Genomic DNA, 16,054 nt, shown 5'->3' with positions numbered 1-16,054 from the left:
GACAATGAAAATTAAATTTTTAACAGTCTCATTGATGTTTATTTTGCCATTTTCTGTTTTGGCAGCAAATGGGCAAGTCGAAAAAGCGGTCATTGAATCAAATAATGCGTATAAAACGAAATATAATTTAGACGATATGACTGAGTTTAATCATGCGCAAAAAGGTTTTATTGCTAAGCCAACCGGTCAAATTAAAAGTGAGAAAGGCAATGTGATCTGGGATTTTGATGCATTTAATTTTTTAAATGATCCAGCACCAAATACTGTTAATCCTGCGCTATGGCGACAAGCAAAGCTAAACAACAATGTTGGTCTATTTAAAGTGACAGATCGAGTTTGGCAAATTCGTGGTTTTGATTTGGCAAATATGACCATTATTCAGGGTGATACTGGCTGGATTATTGTGGATACATTAACCTCCAAAGAAACGGCAGAAGCAGCACTTAAATTTGCTAGGCAGCATTTAGGTGAGCAAAAAATTTCAGCCATTATCTTTACCCATAGCCATATCGATCATTTTGGTGGGGCGTTAGGGGTTCTTTCTAGTGACGAAATTAACGCAAGAAAAACTCCAATTATTGCGCCACAAGGTTTTATGGAAGAAGCGACCAGTGAAAATGTAATGGCAGGTTCAGCCATGATACGTCGTGCGACTTATATGTATGGAACTTTTTTACCTAAGAATGCCGAAGGATTGGTGGATACTGGTTTAGGTAAGGCTGTTGCTGTGGGAAAAATGGGAATCCTTGAGCCTACACAACTGATCACCCAAGCAGAACAGAAAATGAGCATTGATGGTTTGGATTTTGTGTTCTATAACGTGCCGGGTTCAGAAGCACCTGCTGAATTAACATTCTCTATTCCATCACTGAAACTTTATAATGGCGCAGAAATTCTTTCGCATACCATGCATAATCTTTATACCCTTCGAGGTGCTAAAGTACGTGATGCCTTAAAATGGGTGGGCTATTTAGACCAAGCAATGCAGCATGCCAAAGCATCCGATGTATTGATTGCACAACATCATTGGCCGGTCTGGGGCAATGACAATATTCAAGATTTTATTAAAACCCAGCGAGATGTTTATAAATTCACTCATGATCAGACGGTAAGATATATGAACTCTGGTTTTAATGGTGCTGAAATTGCCGAGAAAATTCAGCTTCCAGCGGCACTTGATCAAAAGCTATATGCGCATGGCTATTATGGAACCTTAAAGCATAATGTAAAAGCGGTATACCAATACTATATGGGATGGTTCGATGCTCATCCTTCCAATTTAGATCCTTTACCGCCTAAAGCTGTTGCAAAAAAATATATTGAGTTAGCAGGTGGAGAGAACAATGCATTGAAAAATGCGCAGGATGCCTATGCTCAAGCTGACTATAGATGGGCTGCCGAGATTTTAAAACATATTGTGTTGAATAACCCTCAAAACCAACAAGCGAAAGACTTATTGGCAAATACTTATCGTCAATTGGGCTATGCTGCTGAGGCTTCGACTTGGCGTAATTTCTTTTTGGTGGGCGCTCAAGAGTTACAGAATAATGTACCACTACAAAATACCTCTGATCCGAGTGATTTATTGATTCACACGCCAACTGAAAGATTTCTTGAAGCCATGGCGACAAATTTAGATGTGGAAAATTTAAAAAATGAAAACCAGTGTATCAATCTGGTTTTGTCGGATACCCAAGAGAATTTTTCATTATGGGTTGAAAACTCAGTCATGCAGTTTAAACGTCATGATGACAGTAATGGTTTGGCATCGGATTGCCCAACATTAACCGTAACCAAGCCCTTATATCTAAAAATGATTACAGGTCAAATAGAAGGGGTAAAAGTCCTGCTTTCTAAAGACAGTAAAGTCAAAGGCAATCCATTGAAAATTGGAAAATTCTTTACAATGTTTAAACGTCCAGATTCAATTTTCCCAATTGTGACTCGACCAAATGGTTAGGGGGGAAATAACGAAACTTAAATGTGTAGGCTTAGATCAATAGCACAGAATAAAATGGGAGAACTTATAGACTCAGTTCTCCCATTTTTTATATCAGTATTAAAAAATATTTAGACATTTTAAGTAGGTCTATTTTCATTAGAGAATTTAAAAGAACAAGTCTCTTTATCAGCTAAAATATTATTTGGTATGACTGAACTAGGATTATATCCACATTGATGTATTCGGGAACTCGTATTAGCTTGAATTGTGAATTAGATAAGGCTCATCTATAATTAAATTCTTGCGTGTAGAAAATAGAGAAGTATGTCATCACAATCTCAAGTCGCTTCTACTCAGGTGACAAAAAGGCAAACCAAGCCAGCAGAAGTCCGAATTGATGAGCTGATGAATGCTGCACAAACGCTTTTTTTAGCAAAAGGCGTTGAAGCCACCACGATTAGTGAAATTATTGCCAGTGTGGGCGTTGCTAAAGGGACCTTTTATCATTACTTTGAATCGAAACAGCATATTGTTGAAGCCTTAAAAAAACGTTATATCGATTTTTTTATCGCGGCCTTAGACACAGCTGTTGCAACATGTGATGCTGAAGATTGGGTCAGTCAATTTAAGGTTTGGATCTCTGCCAATATACAAACCTATCTCGAAAGCTATGCTATACATGATATTGTTTTTGGTGCACATCACCATGAACGAAAAAATAATGAAAAAAATATGATATTGGAACAACTGCTGCAAATCTTAAATGGAGGGCAGCAGGCGGATATTTGGCATTTAGAACAGCCAAGATTAACCGCTTTGTTGATTTATTCAGGTGTACATGGGGTTGCAGATGAAGCAATTGCCAATCAACTACAAGATAGCACAGATTTTTCTCAACAAATTGCGCTGCAATATTTAAAAATGCTCCATCATGATGGCTGACTTTCACTATGACCTTGAATCATATAAATCGCTTCTCGTCTGATATTCTTTTATTATCAATTTTAATTAGAACCCTAAACGATGCATTTTAGAGGTGGATCAGGAAATTTGAACAACACTTATAAGTGATATTTTGCTCCCCAAATGATGTTATAAACATCAATATATGGAGTATTTTATGGCACGTAGACCAAGAAGAAATCATTCAAATGATTTTAAAGCTAAGGTAGCACTTGCTGCGATTAAAGCAGAAAAAACACTTGCTGAATTGAGTGCTGAATTTGATGTTCATCAAAACCAAATTATCGACTGGAAAAATCAACTGATTTCAGCTTCCTCGCAAGCTTTCGATCAATCAAAAGCTCCAACAGAACCACCCATCGATCTAAAAAAACTACATGCAAAAATCGGTGAGCAGGCATTAGAAATTGATTTTTTAGAAGGTGTGTTGAAGAAACTGGACCGCTTCAACCACAAAAGTTAATCGATGACTCACTTCAGATTTCAGTATCTAAGCAAGCTCAGCTGCTGAAAGTCTCCCGTGGTTGTTATTACTATCGCCCAAAACCTGTGAGTGCATCAGATCTGAAGCTAATGCGGTGTATGGATGAGTTACATATGCAATACCCTTTTGCAGGTAGCCGGATGATGCGTGATTTGTTGAATCGTCAAGGACATCATATAGGACGACGTCATACACGTACTTTAATGAAGAAAATGGGCATTAATGCGTTATATTGCAAACCAAATTTAAGCCAGGCTAATCAAGCTCACCGCAAATATCCATATCTGCTCAAAGGATTGGCTATTCAGCGCAGTAATCAAGTGTGGTCTACGGATATAACGTATATCCCTATGGCAAAAGGCTTTGTTTATTTATGTGCTGTGATTGATTGGCATAGCCGCAAGGTACTTGCGCATAGAGTATCGATTAGTATGGAGGTTACATTTTGCATAGAAACATTAAATGAAGCTATTGAAAAATATGGTCGACCTGAAATATTTAATACAGACCAAGGCAGTCAGTTTACCAGTGATGCATTTATTGATGTATTGAAATCAAATGGCATTCAAATCAGTATGGATGGTAAAGGTCGATGGGTTGATAATGTGATGGTTGAACGATTATGGCGGAGCGTTAAATATGAAGAGGTGTATCTCAAAGCCTACAGCAATGTTTTGGATGCGAAGAAGCAATTAAACGCATATTTTGAATTTTATAATTTGAAACGACCTCATTCGAGTCTGGACAAAATGACTCCAGATGAGTTTTACTATGACCAGCTACCACAACAAAATAAGGTAGCTTAACTAGAGCAGAGTATCACTTATAAATAAGCTTTTAGTTGTTCAAACATGTGGGACCACCTCTGGTATGAACAGCCACAAGGCAAGCATGGACGAAATCAAATTTATTCCGACACAGCGATTCAAAGCTGTTTAATGATCAAATCTCTATTCCGTCTTTCTTTACGTATGGTCACTGGCTTTGCTCAAAGCCTGATTAAACTCTGTGGTTTGAATTGGACAGCACCAGATTACTCCACCCTCTGTAAATGACAAAAGCATATTGATATTGCGATAAGCTATCAGAAAAGTCGTGATAGGTTACACCTATTCGTCGACTCTACAGGGTTAAAATTTTTAGGTGAAGGCGAATGGAAGTGTAAGAAACATCAGCCTGAATATCGTCGCCAATGGCGCAAACTGCATATAGATATAGATGCTAAGACCCTTCAAATACGAGCAGTTCAGTTCACAATAAACAATGTGAGTGATTCACAGGTGCTTGGTGATTTGCTTGATCAAATTCCGTTGGATGAACGAATTGATTCAGTCTATACAGATGGTGCTTATGACACAAAGCACTGCCGACAAGTCATTTTAGATCGAGCTGCACATGCAGTCATTCTACCTAGGAAGAATGCAAAGCCTCGGAAAGATAAGAAATTGAGATATTTAGAGAGGAATGACTTATTAAAAACAGTCAAACGGTTAGGTAGGTCACTTTGGAAAAAATGGTCTGGTTATCATCGTCGAAGTTTAGTGGAAACCAAAATGCATTGCATCAAATTATTAGGCGATAAATTAACAGCAAGGAGTTTTCCTAGTCAGGTGAATGAGGTTCATGCACGTGTAGCAGTTTTGAATAAATTCACAGAATTAGGTCGCCCTCATACCCAAGTTGTCCCTTGAATTTAGCTCACTTAGGGCAGCATTATCTTTCAAACCTTTTTTGCAACAAAGCCGTAATCATTTAAAAATATTTTTAACCTGTTCAGAATAATAAAACTTTTCCAAATAATGTCGTGCACGTTCACGCAAATGTTTGGATTGAACCATTTCCTGAATAATGGGGGTTAATAATTCGGTCAGTTGATTCTGAATCAGTTCTTCATTGATATTTATATCGCGTAACAACAAATCAAAAGAACGTTCCTGATTACGTGCGTACCATGCATAGACACCATCATGCACTTGTTGTTTTAAATAATCGGTCTGGCGGATGTGTTCCCAGATTTCATGACCCATTCCCACAGTTTTAGGCAAGTCATTGACTTCAATATAATTACGCACAACATTTACAGGTAATTTTTTGATCTTGTGCCATAAATTCGCCTGAAATTGATAAAGCTTTTCATCATTAAAATGCTGATTCAGTACTGTTTCGCTCAGCTGACTTAACTTAATAATATTCTTTTGTAAATAATTAGCGACTGTGTCATCCAGATTGGAGTCGGTTACAGATTCAAGTACAGATTTTCCCATTTTCATAAAACGTCCAACACCGGGAACTTTTTTATTCATGAGGGAATTATCCAGATAATCCTGAATGGAATGTTGGATGAGCTGCGTCACCATGGTTGAAAACGCAGGATTATTGGTAATGCGTTTAATCAGTGCTTTACGGTGTTCGCTTTTACTCGCCACATATTGGGCGATATGGTCAATCGTTACCACAGGGATAATATCTTCAATCGTTGTCTGATCATTGCTTGGATGAATCAAGGCAAAACGAATATGTTCGGTAATTTGCTCGATTAAAAAGGGACTTGCAGCAGTATCTAAAATTTGCGTTTGAATCAAATGATAAATTTGTTCAAATGACCATAAATCTTTTAATTGTTGCTTTCTAAACCAATGATAAAATTCAGAAAACTCAGACTGAATCGTCGTTTTTTGAGAAAACTCCTGATCCAGAAAATCAAGCTGTGCTTCTATTAATTGGTCAATGATCGGGTTGCTCATAATATCTCTAAATTGAATGTCTGAGTTTTAAACACTTTACTTTAAAAATCATCTCTGCATGTTTAACTTTTAATGTGTAGTAGACTTTTTCATAACTCCCTTTTATTTCTCCCTGTAGGAGAAAAATAAAGAGGGTTTAAACAATGATGAAACAAGTCTAGTGATTTATCTATTGTTTTAATCGGAAACGGAATGTCTACCTAGAGACACTAAAGGATCGGTTAGTGGATTTTTTTGTTTTTGGGTTTTTTCCAAAAAAGGCAAGTAGTATTGAATAACCAATTGATCCGCTTCCAGTATTGGCATATGTCCGACATGATTTAAAATAATCGGTGCTTCGGCACGTTTCAACATTTTCTTTAATTCACCCGCGGCTTCAACATTGACAATTTTATCGTCTGCACCCCATAAAATTAAGGTGGGCGCTTCAATCGAGCGAGCTAAAACTGAAAATGTATCTGGTGTATATAGACGTTTAAGTGCTACCAGTTGATCGACAATTTTACTGGTTTCCTGTGCATGGGTGATTAAATTTTGTTCCAACGCATTTTTATAATCATTGGACAAAAATGGCTGATGATACATGACTTGATTCAGCACATAATTCAGATCGCCTTTCTTGGAAACAATCAATTGTTTGAGATAAGTTGGATCTTTCAGGTAAATAGTATTGGCGGAATGATAAACGCCCGCACTGCTGATGAGAAATAGACTTTGTGTGTCAAACGCATATTGCGATGCATATAGCATAGCAATTGAACCGCCAACCGAATGCCCGACAATATTAATCTGATTGGACACATGTGCAGCTTCGGTAAAACGTCGAAGTTTCTCAGTGACATTGGGTACAGATAAATCAAAATCCTTTGGAACGATGGTATCGCCCGCCATAGGCAGATCAGGAATGATCACGTGATAATAAGGGGTTAATACTTTGGCAATTGAATTCCAGTTATCACGGCTGCCTGCTAAACCATGAATCAATAAAATCGTTGGTTTATTTGATGCACCGCCTTCGCTATAGACCCAAGTAATATCATCTACTTTTAAGCTTTTGGTTTTTAAGCCAGCCCAGTTACGTTGCTGTTGCAGTTCATCATGTAAATTAAAATGACAGTCTGCGGCTTGAGCATTTTGTAAACTTCCACCAACAAATAGTCCCATACATATACTCATAGCAAATGCCCATGTATAGAAAAAGTTAATGTGAGGAATACGGAAAGTCATTTAACTTCATCCTTGAAAGTTGCTGACGTTTTGAGTCTTTATATTATGAAATAAAGGCTTTGTATCCGTCATTTGCTGCTAAAAAAAATCTAGGAGAATTATAGTCAATTTGGTCAACTGCTTAGACTCAAAAAATGTTAAATAGGTCGTATTATTATCGAAATAAAATGTAAATAAATTTATAGACAACAAGTCATTATCTTAAATTGATTAAAAAAATATCAAAATGGAGAAAGATTGTCATAGTTTAGTTTTTGTCAGTGACTTTCAGAGTTTAGCTTATTACACTATTTTGAACTCATTATTTGATGGCAAAACAAATGATCACTGCTCAGGAAGCGCTTGAACGTCTTAAAGCGGGTAATAAGAGATTTGCAACAGGTGAAGTGACTCACCGCAAATTATTATCACATCAAGAACGTACCGATATGGCTCAAGACCAAAATCCATTTGCCATTATTTTGGGATGTTCTGATTCGCGTGTCCCTGCTGAAATTGTCTTTGATCAAGGGCTAGGTGATTTGTTCGTGATCCGTGTGGCAGGCAATATTGTTGCACCGTCACAAGTGGGAAGTGTGGAGTTCGCGGCTGAACGTTATGATTGTGCCGTGGTTGTGGTGTTAGGTCATAGTCACTGTGGGGCAATTCAAGCCACGGTCGATACGTTGATGAATCCAGATCATCCGCCATCTGACAACTTGATGTCAATTGTCAATCGAGTCCGTCCTTCCGTTGAAATTTTGCTGCAAACTGATCTAAAACACGACCATGCAAAGTTATGTATGCATGCGGTTCGTTCCAATGTGTTTGCTTCTGTGAATCAACTGCGTCATGGTTCTGCTGTACTTGAACACCTGATCGAAAAGGGCAAAATGATCGTGGTCGGTGCAGAATATTCACTGGAAACAGGTGAAGTGACTTTTTTTGATTTTTAAGCATCCTATAGATGTTTAATTGAGTTAAAGGCGCGTTATAACGCGCCTTTAATATATGGGTAGGCATTATTCAATAAAATACTTTGTGCTTTGGCATTCGGGTGAATCTGGTCATTTTGCATCAGATCTTTATGTCCCGCGATGCCTTGCATAAAGAAAGGCAGTAGTTTGATTTTGTATTGTTGACTGATCACTTTATAATTATTTTCAAAGGTTTGGCTATAAGCTGTGCCATAGTTAGGCGGAATTTTCATACCAAATAATATTACTTTCGCGTTGGCTTGCTGACTCTGTTGTACCAGTTGCCCCAAATTTTTTTGGATCATTTGAGGCGGTTGACCGCGTAATGCGTCATTACCACCCAATTCGATGACGACCACATCAGGTTTATAACTTTGTAGTAGTTTTGGCATTCGAGCCAGCGCACCGCTGGTGGTCTCACCACTCACACTTGCATTGACCACTTTATGCTGTTTCGGATACTGTTGGTCAAGACGTTTTTGCAATAATTGAACCCAGCCTTGTTCATGATTGATTCCATAACCTGCACTGATGCTATCTCCCACAATCAAAATGGTTTTTGCCTCTATGGCAAAAGGGATCAGACTGAGCGTAGCAACCATGTAGTATTTTACAGTTTTGGGTTTGAACAAGCGTTTTAAAATTTGCATATTAAAAAATGACCGATCATTGCATCAGACAGGATAATGACCATCATGCCACAACCGATTATTTCTGCCCATCAACTGACACAATCCATTCAATTTAATAACAAAATATTAACTATTTTAAATGATATCAATCTCGATATTTATGCAGGTGAGCAAGTTGCAATTACTGGGCGTTCGGGGTCAGGAAAATCCACTCTTTTAGGGATGTTGGCAACATTGGATCAGCCGAGTTCAGGCGAGGTATGGGTTTGTGAGCAAGCCGTACATCAACTGAGTGAAGAAGCAAGAGCAAAAGTTCGTCTGGAAAATATTGGTTTTGTATTTCAGTCTTTTCAACTGTTACCACATTTGAGTGCCCTAGAAAATGTGATGCTGCCTTTACGTTTGCAGCCAAAGTTTGATTATCAGCAGGCTGAAGAAAAAGCCTTGTCTTGGTTAAAACGAGTAGGATTAGAGCGCCAAGCGCTGCAAACCCCCAAAGTATTATCGGGTGGTGAGCAGCAACGTGTAGCCATTGCACGTGCTTTAATTGCATCACCTAAAATTATTTTTGCCGATGAACCAACAGGAAATCTGGATGGTCAAACTGCACAAGACATTGAGAGCCTGTTATTTGAACTGAATCGTGAATTAGGCACGACACTGATTTTGGTCACGCATGATGCCAAGCTGGCAGCAATGTGCCAGCGTCGCTTACAACTGATCGATGGTAAATTATTTGAAGATCAAGTCTCTGCCCAAGAATCCTCTCATCCAGTTGATCAGATGGAGGATGGGACATGAGTGCATTGCTTAAACCCTTATTTATCCAAAGTTTTCGGTCGGGCGGTATTTATTTACTCATCATTGCCTTGTCACTTGCCATCAGTGCAACCACTGCACTTAAATTTAGTAATGATCAGATCCAAAATGCTGTGACTTTACAAGCTGCTGAAATGCTAGCAGCCGATTTAGTTCTTTCTGACAATGAACCCATTGCAGATACATGGAAGCAACAAGCAACTACTGAAAACTTTCAGCAATCTAATGTCACTGTTTTTAGCTCAATGGCACGAACGAATGATCAATTTGTCATGGTCAATGTTAAAGCCATTGATACACACTTTCCGTTACGTGGAAAATTACAGATTGAACCCGAGGCAAAGCAGATCAAATCTGGTGAAATCTGGTTAAGTCCACGCGCAATGGATTTGCTTAAGGTCAAATTGGGTGAGCAGGTCTTTATCGCAGATGGTGCATTTAAAGTTGCGGGTGTGATTAAGCATGATTCCAATCAGGAATTGGGCTTTTCTGGATTTTCTCCCACTGTCATGATTAACCAATCAGATATTGCCAAAACCAATGCGATTCAAGTCGGTAGTCGGATTGAATATCGGTTGCTAATGTCTGGTTTGCCTGAAAATATTCAAAATTTTGAAAAAAAATTTAAAGCGCAACATCATGTTCAGGATGATACAGAGGCCGATCCAGAATCGAGCTTAAGGCTGCGTAACGCTGCTCAAGGCAATACACGTTTGATGAAACCGATTGAAAATCTGGATACGTTTTTACAGTTGACCAATATTTTAACGATTTTGCTGTGTGGTATCGCCATTGCTTTAACCAGTCAGCGCTATGTCCAACAAAATCAGGATCACATTGCCTTGATGCGTTGTCTCGGGGCAACTCGTGTACAGATCGTCTGGGCATATCTTGGATTATTGGCTGTAGTCAGTCTCATTTCAATTTTGATTGGCTCATTATTAGGCGTGGGACTTGGCTATGGCTTATTACAACTGATGTTGCAGTTGATTCCGCAACTCGAGTTAAGTTTTTCAGTGATTGCATTTTTGTTCGGCCCATTACCGATTGCGATATTCACCAGTATCGTAGTGATGGCCGGATTTATCTTGCCGAGTATCTGGGAGTTACTAAATACGCCTCCAATTCGAGTGATTCGTCAGGAAACACGTTCCAAACGATCATTTGCCTTTATGTTTTTAGCAGGTGTGTTGAGTTTAGCGGTGTTTAGTATGGTGTTGAGTGAAAATATTCAACTGAGTGGTCTGATGCTGGCAGCGATACTCTTACTGAGCGCGATTCTATATGGGATTGTTTGGAGTCTGTTAAAATTTTTTAAGCAACTCAAAAATCGATTTTCAGTGTATATACGGACACCAGCGCACACCAGTTTACAGATTACCGCACTGGCTTTGGGCTTAAGTTTAATTACCGTATTAACTGTATTACGCACCGATCTATTGCAGCGTTGGCAACAACAATTACCAGAAGGAACGCCAAATCAATTTGTGTATGGCTTGCCGCCTTTTGATATGCCTGAGTTTAAGCAACAAATTGAACACAATGGCTGGCATAGTACGCCTTTATATCCGAATATTCGGGGAAGGTTAGTTGCCAAAAATGATCAGCCCTTTGCAGCCGACTTGATTCAACACAATAATTCTTTACGTCGTGAGCTAAATCTGACTCAGGCAGAGGCCTTGCCAAAGGACAATGTCATTACACAAGGTCAACCCTTATTTAATCAGGTCAATCAAGTCTCAGTTGAGGCTAAACTCGCTGAAGAATTAGGCATACAAGTCGGAGACAAGCTGACATTTAATTTGCCAGAAGGGACGTTATCTGCGCGGGTCATCAACTTACGAAGTGTAGAGTGGGAAAGTTTTAGTCCGAATTTTTTCTTTATTTTTTCACCACACAGCATGGATGAAAATGCAGGAAGTTATTTAGGTAGTTTTTATGTTCCACCACAGGATAAGACGCAATTGATTCAGGTGATTCAACGTTTTTCTAACACTGTCTTTATTGATGTCAGTTTGATACTGGATGAAATTAAAAGACTGGTCAGCGTATTGGTTCAAGTGATTACGGTATTGGCAATATTGGTTGGGCTGTCTGGGATTTTGGTCTTAGTGGCGTGTTTGAATCTACTCATGGATGAACGCCGTCGAGAAGTGGCATTGATGCGTTCCTTTGGATTATCCAAGTCAAAACTTAAACATATGTTGAGTTTGGAAATCGGCTTTATCGGTTTAATTGCAGGGGTAGTATCCTGCTTCTTCGCTGAAATTATCAGTGCCATTGCCAGCTATAAAATGAACATTGCGCTACAATGGCATCCTGAAATCTGGCTGATTTTACCTGTTGCCATGATGCTGATTTGTGCCTTGATTGGACGATATCGACTTAGTTATCTATGTGATATTCCACCTTTACAAAGCTTAAGAGAAATCAACCAATCTTAAACTTTAAGTAAAATCAAACCATAAAAAGCCAGCTATAAACCCAGCTGGCTTTTCATTTGCGTTAAAATTTCTTGCCAAAGTGGCTCAATCGGTGGAATCAGACTGACACAGTATTGATAAAATAAGACACACAGCACCGCTCCGATGATCAATCCAACCACTGCGCCTAGATTTGCTTGATGTATCTTTTGGCTGATATACCAAATCGTTGCCAGTAAAGCGCCCATGATCATCCCGCCAATATGAGCGGCATTATTAATTCCAGTTGCAATGAAACCAAAGGCAAGGTTAATTGCCATGACCATGACTAAAGATTTTTTATCTAAAATAAAACGCTGATCGGGTAAAGCAGGCAACAAGGCCAAAATGGTGAGTGCTGCGCCAAGTCCCATGACTGCCCCAGAGGCACCTGCGCCAACATGAGGAAGTAAAGTTGGATCAAAATGCTCAAGTAATGCATAGCTGTCACGAATAGTGACGTAACTGCTGAGCAAACTGCCCATCAGTCCTGCCAATAGATACAACCCGATAAAATAAAAACGCCCGAGCATTTGTTCTGCAATACTGCCAAAAATATACAGCGCCCACATATTCAGCATCAGATGTACCAGTCCAAAATGGAAGAACATACTGGTAAATAAACGTTGTGGTTGTTCCAGAAAAGTCAGGGGCGAGAAGTCTGCACCCCAACGGATGGCATCGGCTGTTGTCGGGCTGGTGGCATCGACACCTGATAGCACTTGCCAGCCATATAAACCCACATTCATGGCGATTAAAACTGCGGTAATCCACCATAGATTGACTTCAAGTTTACGATTTACTTGCGGAGGACTATATTCAGACATGATATGCTTTTGTTATATATCAATAATGCTTAGTTTAAGCTTAACATGAAATACGTGATTTTCTGGAGAACCCATCTGGCATGAAGAAATTTATTGTTCGCGCTGTTTTAATTCTTGTCAGTTTTATTCTTCTGGTTCAGTTATGGATTTTTTGTAGTTTGGCTTGGTGGCGAACGCATCCCGTTGAAACGACGATGTTTATGCGCATCGATTATTGGTCAGATCCTTCTGAGCCGTTGCATCATGAATGGCGTGACTATGACCATATCAGCGATACATTTAAACGCGCAGTTGTCGCGGCAGAAGATGGTAAGTTTTTACAACATCATGGCTTTGACTGGGATGGTATTCAGTATGCACTTGAGAAAAATGAAAAATCAGGCGAAGTCGTCAATGGTGGTTCCACTATTTCGCAACAATTAGCAAAAAATTTATTTTTATATAATAAACGTTCATTGATTCGCAAAGGTCAGGAAGCCGTTGCAACATGGATGATGGAACGCATGTGGTCAAAGCAACGTATTCTTGAGGTATATATGAACTCGGTTGAACTCGGAGATAATATCTATGGCGTGGAAGCCGCCTCTCAATATTATTTTCATAAAAGCGCGAGAAGCTTAACCAATCAACAAGCTGCATTTTTGGCTGCATTATTGCCAAATCCAAAAGGTTATCAAGCCAATCGTAATGATCCAAAATTTAAGTTTAAGCAGCGTTTTACCTTAAAATATATGCGCTATAGCCAGATTCCATAAATATCTGGTTTTAGAATATGGTAATTTTTAAAAAAGCTTGTGAATACGAGCTTTTTTTATGAAATTGTCATAATTTTGCAGCATACTATTTAAAAGCCTTGTTTAGGCATCAAAAATTTATAATGTCAGGTTGAATGCATGAATACCGCGATTACAACACCGTCTGAAACTATGCCGACAGAAGCAGAGTATACTTATAATGATCGCTATATTAACCGCGAGCTTTCAATTCTCGATTTTCATTTGCGAGTTTTGGAACAAGCGGTTGATCCATTACATCCACTTTTGGAGCGGATGAACTTCCTGCTGATTTTTTCGCGTAATCTGGATGAGTTTTTTGAAATCCGAGTGGCTGGTGTCATGGAGCAAATGTATTTGGGCAATGAAAGTCGTAGCCCAGATGGTTTGACCCCACGACAGGTTCTAGATCAAATTTCTAAAACCGCACATGCCGCCATTGAACGCCAATATCGGATATTAAACGAAGAAATTTTGCCAAAGCTGCGTGAAGAAGATATTTGCTTTTTACGTCGCGGTGAGCTGACACCTGCCCAGTCGTCATGGATTAAAAAATATTTTCAGGAACAAGTTGCACCTGTATTAACACCGATTAGTTTAGATCCTGCGCATCCATTTCCGCGCTTGGTCAATAAAAGCCTGAACTTCATTGTCACTTTAGAAGGCAAAGATGCTTTTGGTCGTCAGATTGATTTGGCTGTTGTACCTGCACCACGTTCGTTGCCACGTGTAGTACGTTTACCCAATGAATTAACTGGCGGTAAAGAACATCATGTGATGCTTTCTGCGATTATTCATGAACATATTTCTGACCTGTTCCCAGGAATGACTGCGACAGGTTGCTATCAGTTCCGTGTGACGCGTAATGCAGACTTGGCCCTGAATGAAGACGTTGAAGATCTGGCTAAAGCCTTAAAAGGTGAATTAAGTTCACGCCGTTTTGGTCGTGCAGTACGTTTGGAAGTCACTGAAAACTGTCCAAAGCATATCTATGAATATTTACTAGATGAGTTCGATCTGGACGAAGAACAACTTTATAAAGTCGATGGTCCCGTCAATCTTGCACGTTTATTATCCAATTTTAAACGTCCGCATTTGCGTTATGATTCGCATACGCCTGTCATTCCAAAAATACTCAAAAAATCAGAAAATATTTTTGCAGCGATGCAGAAGCAGGATATTTTACTGCATCATCCGTTTGAATCTTTTGCTCCTGTCATCAATTTACTGCGTGAAGCAGCACGTGATCCACAGGTTCTTGCAATCAAGCAAACCTTATACCGTAGTGGTGCGGATTCTGAAATTGTCCAAGTTTTGGCAGAAGCAGCGCGTAATGGTAAGGAAGTGACTGCTATTATTGAGTTACGCGCGCGCTTTGATGAAGAATCCAATATCGAAGTGGCAAACCTGTTACAAGAAGCGGGAGCAGTCGTGGTCTATGGTATTGTGGGTTATAAAACTCACGCCAAAATGATCATGGTGGTGCGCCGTGAAAATAATAAATTGGTTCGATATGTACATTTGGGTACAGGGAATTACCATGCAGGTAATGCCCGTATTTATACCGATTACGGCTTGCTGACCACAGAGAAAGAATTATGCGATGACGTCCATCGTATTTTTCAGGAACTGACGGGAATGGGTAAAATGGCAAAGCTGAAAAAGTTATTGCATGCACCATTTACCTTACATGCTCAATTGATTAATTTTATTGATGATGAAATTGCCAATGCCAAAGCAGGCAAGCCCGCCCAGATTATTGTCAAAGTCAATGCATTGACTGAAATGCAGTTGATTAACAAACTATATGAGGCTTCGCAGGCAGGCGTTAAAATTGATTTGATCATTCGTTCGATTTGCTGTTTGCGTCCTGGTTTACCTGGACTATCTGAAAATATTCGTGTTCGATCTATTGTCGGCCGTTTCTTAGAACATACCCGCGTTTATTATTTTAGTAATAATGGCGATGCTCGGATTTATTGTTCGAGCGCGGACTGGATGGATCGTAATCTATTCAATCGTGTTGAGGCGTGTTTCCCAATCGAAGATCCAGTGTTGAAGAAACGAATTTATCAGCAAGGTTTGGTGAATTATTTAAAAGATAACCAGCAAGCGTGGTTGCTGCAAGGGGATGGAACATGGGTGCGTGCTCAACTCGCTGAAGGTGAGGAACCTCATAATGCACAGCAAACTCTATTGGAAATTTTTAAGTAAATTAAATCTGA

General features: G+C 39.3%; 12 protein-coding genes and 1 pseudogene. 9 read left to right on the top strand and 4 right to left on the bottom strand.

The features are described 5' to 3' along the window. Positions 1-4: 4 nt before the first annotated feature. The 4 genes and pseudogenes from EGS47_RS02110 to EGS47_RS02095 form a co-directional block, all read left to right on the top strand. On the top strand, positions 5-1,960 hold the full coding sequence (locus tag EGS47_RS02110; protein ID WP_004986921.1) for an alkyl/aryl-sulfatase: 1,956 nt from the start codon (positions 5-7) through the stop codon (positions 1,958-1,960). A 306-nt stretch (positions 1,961-2,266) separates the two neighbouring features. After that, a complete protein-coding gene (locus EGS47_RS02105; RefSeq protein ID WP_004986924.1) occupies positions 2,267-2,884 on the top strand; it encodes a TetR/AcrR family transcriptional regulator in 618 nt (205 codons plus the stop codon). A gap of 178 nt (positions 2,885-3,062) precedes the next feature. Continuing rightward, a protein-coding gene (locus EGS47_RS02100) for an IS3 family transposase (protein WP_223235881.1) occupies positions 3,063-4,195 on the top strand; the annotation gives its coding sequence in 2 pieces (ribosomal slippage) (positions 3,063-3,315 and positions 3,315-4,195; 1,134 coding nt in all). A 60-nt stretch (positions 4,196-4,255) separates the two neighbouring features. Beyond that, positions 4,256-5,080 (top strand): annotated as a pseudogene (locus EGS47_RS02095) (IS5 family transposase); the annotation flags it as partial. A 57-nt stretch (positions 5,081-5,137) separates the two neighbouring features. Here EGS47_RS02095 and EGS47_RS02090 read toward each other — a convergent pair. Both EGS47_RS02090 and EGS47_RS02085 read right to left on the bottom strand, forming a co-directional pair. Next, on the bottom strand, positions 5,138-6,133 hold the full coding sequence (locus EGS47_RS02090; RefSeq protein ID WP_005003370.1) for a hypothetical protein: 996 nt from the start codon (positions 6,131-6,133) through the stop codon (positions 5,138-5,140). 177 nt (positions 6,134-6,310) lie between these two features. Beyond that, positions 6,311-7,360, bottom strand: a complete 1,050-nt coding sequence (locus EGS47_RS02085; RefSeq protein WP_005003372.1) for an alpha/beta fold hydrolase — start codon at positions 7,358-7,360, stop codon at positions 6,311-6,313. A gap of 320 nt (positions 7,361-7,680) precedes the next feature. Here EGS47_RS02085 and EGS47_RS02080 point away from each other — a divergent pair, with 320 nt between their 5' ends. Then, entirely contained in the window at positions 7,681-8,295 is a 615-nt protein-coding gene (locus tag EGS47_RS02080; RefSeq protein ID WP_010588747.1) for a carbonic anhydrase, read from the top strand. 35 nt (positions 8,296-8,330) lie between these two features. Here the strand turns inward: EGS47_RS02080 and EGS47_RS02075 are convergent, their stop codons facing one another. Then, positions 8,331-8,918: an arylesterase gene (locus tag EGS47_RS02075; RefSeq protein ID WP_005003374.1), complete on the bottom strand. Its 588-nt coding sequence runs from the start codon at positions 8,916-8,918 to the stop codon at positions 8,331-8,333. 93 nt (positions 8,919-9,011) lie between these two features. Between EGS47_RS02075 and EGS47_RS02070 the strand changes: the two genes are divergently transcribed. Then, positions 9,012-9,749: an ABC transporter ATP-binding protein gene (locus EGS47_RS02070; protein ID WP_005003376.1), complete on the top strand. Its 738-nt coding sequence runs from the start codon at positions 9,012-9,014 to the stop codon at positions 9,747-9,749. Continuing rightward, a complete protein-coding gene (locus tag EGS47_RS02065) occupies positions 9,746-12,211 on the top strand; it encodes an ABC transporter permease (protein ID WP_005003379.1) in 2,466 nt (821 codons plus the stop codon). Before EGS47_RS02070 ends, EGS47_RS02065 begins: the two co-directional genes overlap by 4 nt. A 32-nt stretch (positions 12,212-12,243) precedes the next feature. Here EGS47_RS02065 and EGS47_RS02060 read toward each other — a convergent pair whose 3' ends face one another. Then, positions 12,244-13,056, bottom strand: coding sequence for a rhomboid family intramembrane serine protease (locus tag EGS47_RS02060; protein WP_005003380.1), 813 nt, complete (start codon positions 13,054-13,056; stop codon positions 12,244-12,246). Between the two features lie 80 nt (positions 13,057-13,136). Between EGS47_RS02060 and mtgA the strand changes: the two genes are divergently transcribed. After that, positions 13,137-13,811: a monofunctional biosynthetic peptidoglycan transglycosylase gene (mtgA, locus tag EGS47_RS02055; protein ID WP_005003381.1), complete on the top strand. Its 675-nt coding sequence runs from the start codon at positions 13,137-13,139 to the stop codon at positions 13,809-13,811. A 138-nt stretch (positions 13,812-13,949) separates the two neighbouring features. Beyond that, positions 13,950-16,043 carry a polyphosphate kinase 1 gene (gene ppk1 / locus EGS47_RS02050; RefSeq protein ID WP_004990233.1) on the top strand — a complete coding sequence of 698 codons (2,094 nt, stop codon included), beginning with the start codon at positions 13,950-13,952 and terminating at the stop codon, positions 16,041-16,043. The last annotated feature ends 11 nt before the right edge of the window (positions 16,044-16,054 follow it).

Source organism: Acinetobacter sp. FDAARGOS_515 (assembly GCF_003938865.1).
Classification (GTDB): domain Bacteria; phylum Pseudomonadota; class Gammaproteobacteria; order Pseudomonadales; family Moraxellaceae; genus Acinetobacter; species Acinetobacter ursingii.
This window is presented reverse-complemented; position numbering and strand designations above follow the sequence as displayed.

What these genes read in the sequence shown, in the direction of transcription:
- EGS47_RS02075 (WP_005003374.1), bottom strand. Translation starts at nt 8,918, where the DNA reads ATGGTTGCTACGCTCAGTCTGATCCCTTTTGCCATAGAGGCAAAAACC.
- ppk1 (WP_004990233.1), top strand. Translation starts at nt 13,950, where the DNA reads ATGAATACCGCGATTACAACACCGTCTGAAACTATGCCGACAGAAGCA.
- mtgA (WP_005003381.1), top strand. Translation starts at nt 13,137, where the DNA reads ATGAAGAAATTTATTGTTCGCGCTGTTTTAATTCTTGTCAGTTTTATT.
- EGS47_RS02065 (WP_005003379.1), top strand. Translation starts at nt 9,746, where the DNA reads ATGAGTGCATTGCTTAAACCCTTATTTATCCAAAGTTTTCGGTCGGGC.
- EGS47_RS02080 (WP_010588747.1), top strand. Translation starts at nt 7,681, where the DNA reads ATGATCACTGCTCAGGAAGCGCTTGAACGTCTTAAAGCGGGTAATAAG.
- EGS47_RS02105 (WP_004986924.1), top strand. Translation starts at nt 2,267, where the DNA reads ATGTCATCACAATCTCAAGTCGCTTCTACTCAGGTGACAAAAAGGCAA.
- EGS47_RS02110 (WP_004986921.1), top strand. Translation starts at nt 5, where the DNA reads ATGAAAATTAAATTTTTAACAGTCTCATTGATGTTTATTTTGCCATTT.
- EGS47_RS02060 (WP_005003380.1), bottom strand. Translation starts at nt 13,056, where the DNA reads ATGTCTGAATATAGTCCTCCGCAAGTAAATCGTAAACTTGAAGTCAAT.
- EGS47_RS02070 (WP_005003376.1), top strand. Translation starts at nt 9,012, where the DNA reads ATGCCACAACCGATTATTTCTGCCCATCAACTGACACAATCCATTCAA.
- EGS47_RS02085 (WP_005003372.1), bottom strand. Translation starts at nt 7,360, where the DNA reads ATGACTTTCCGTATTCCTCACATTAACTTTTTCTATACATGGGCATTT.
- EGS47_RS02090 (WP_005003370.1), bottom strand. Translation starts at nt 6,133, where the DNA reads ATGAGCAACCCGATCATTGACCAATTAATAGAAGCACAGCTTGATTTT.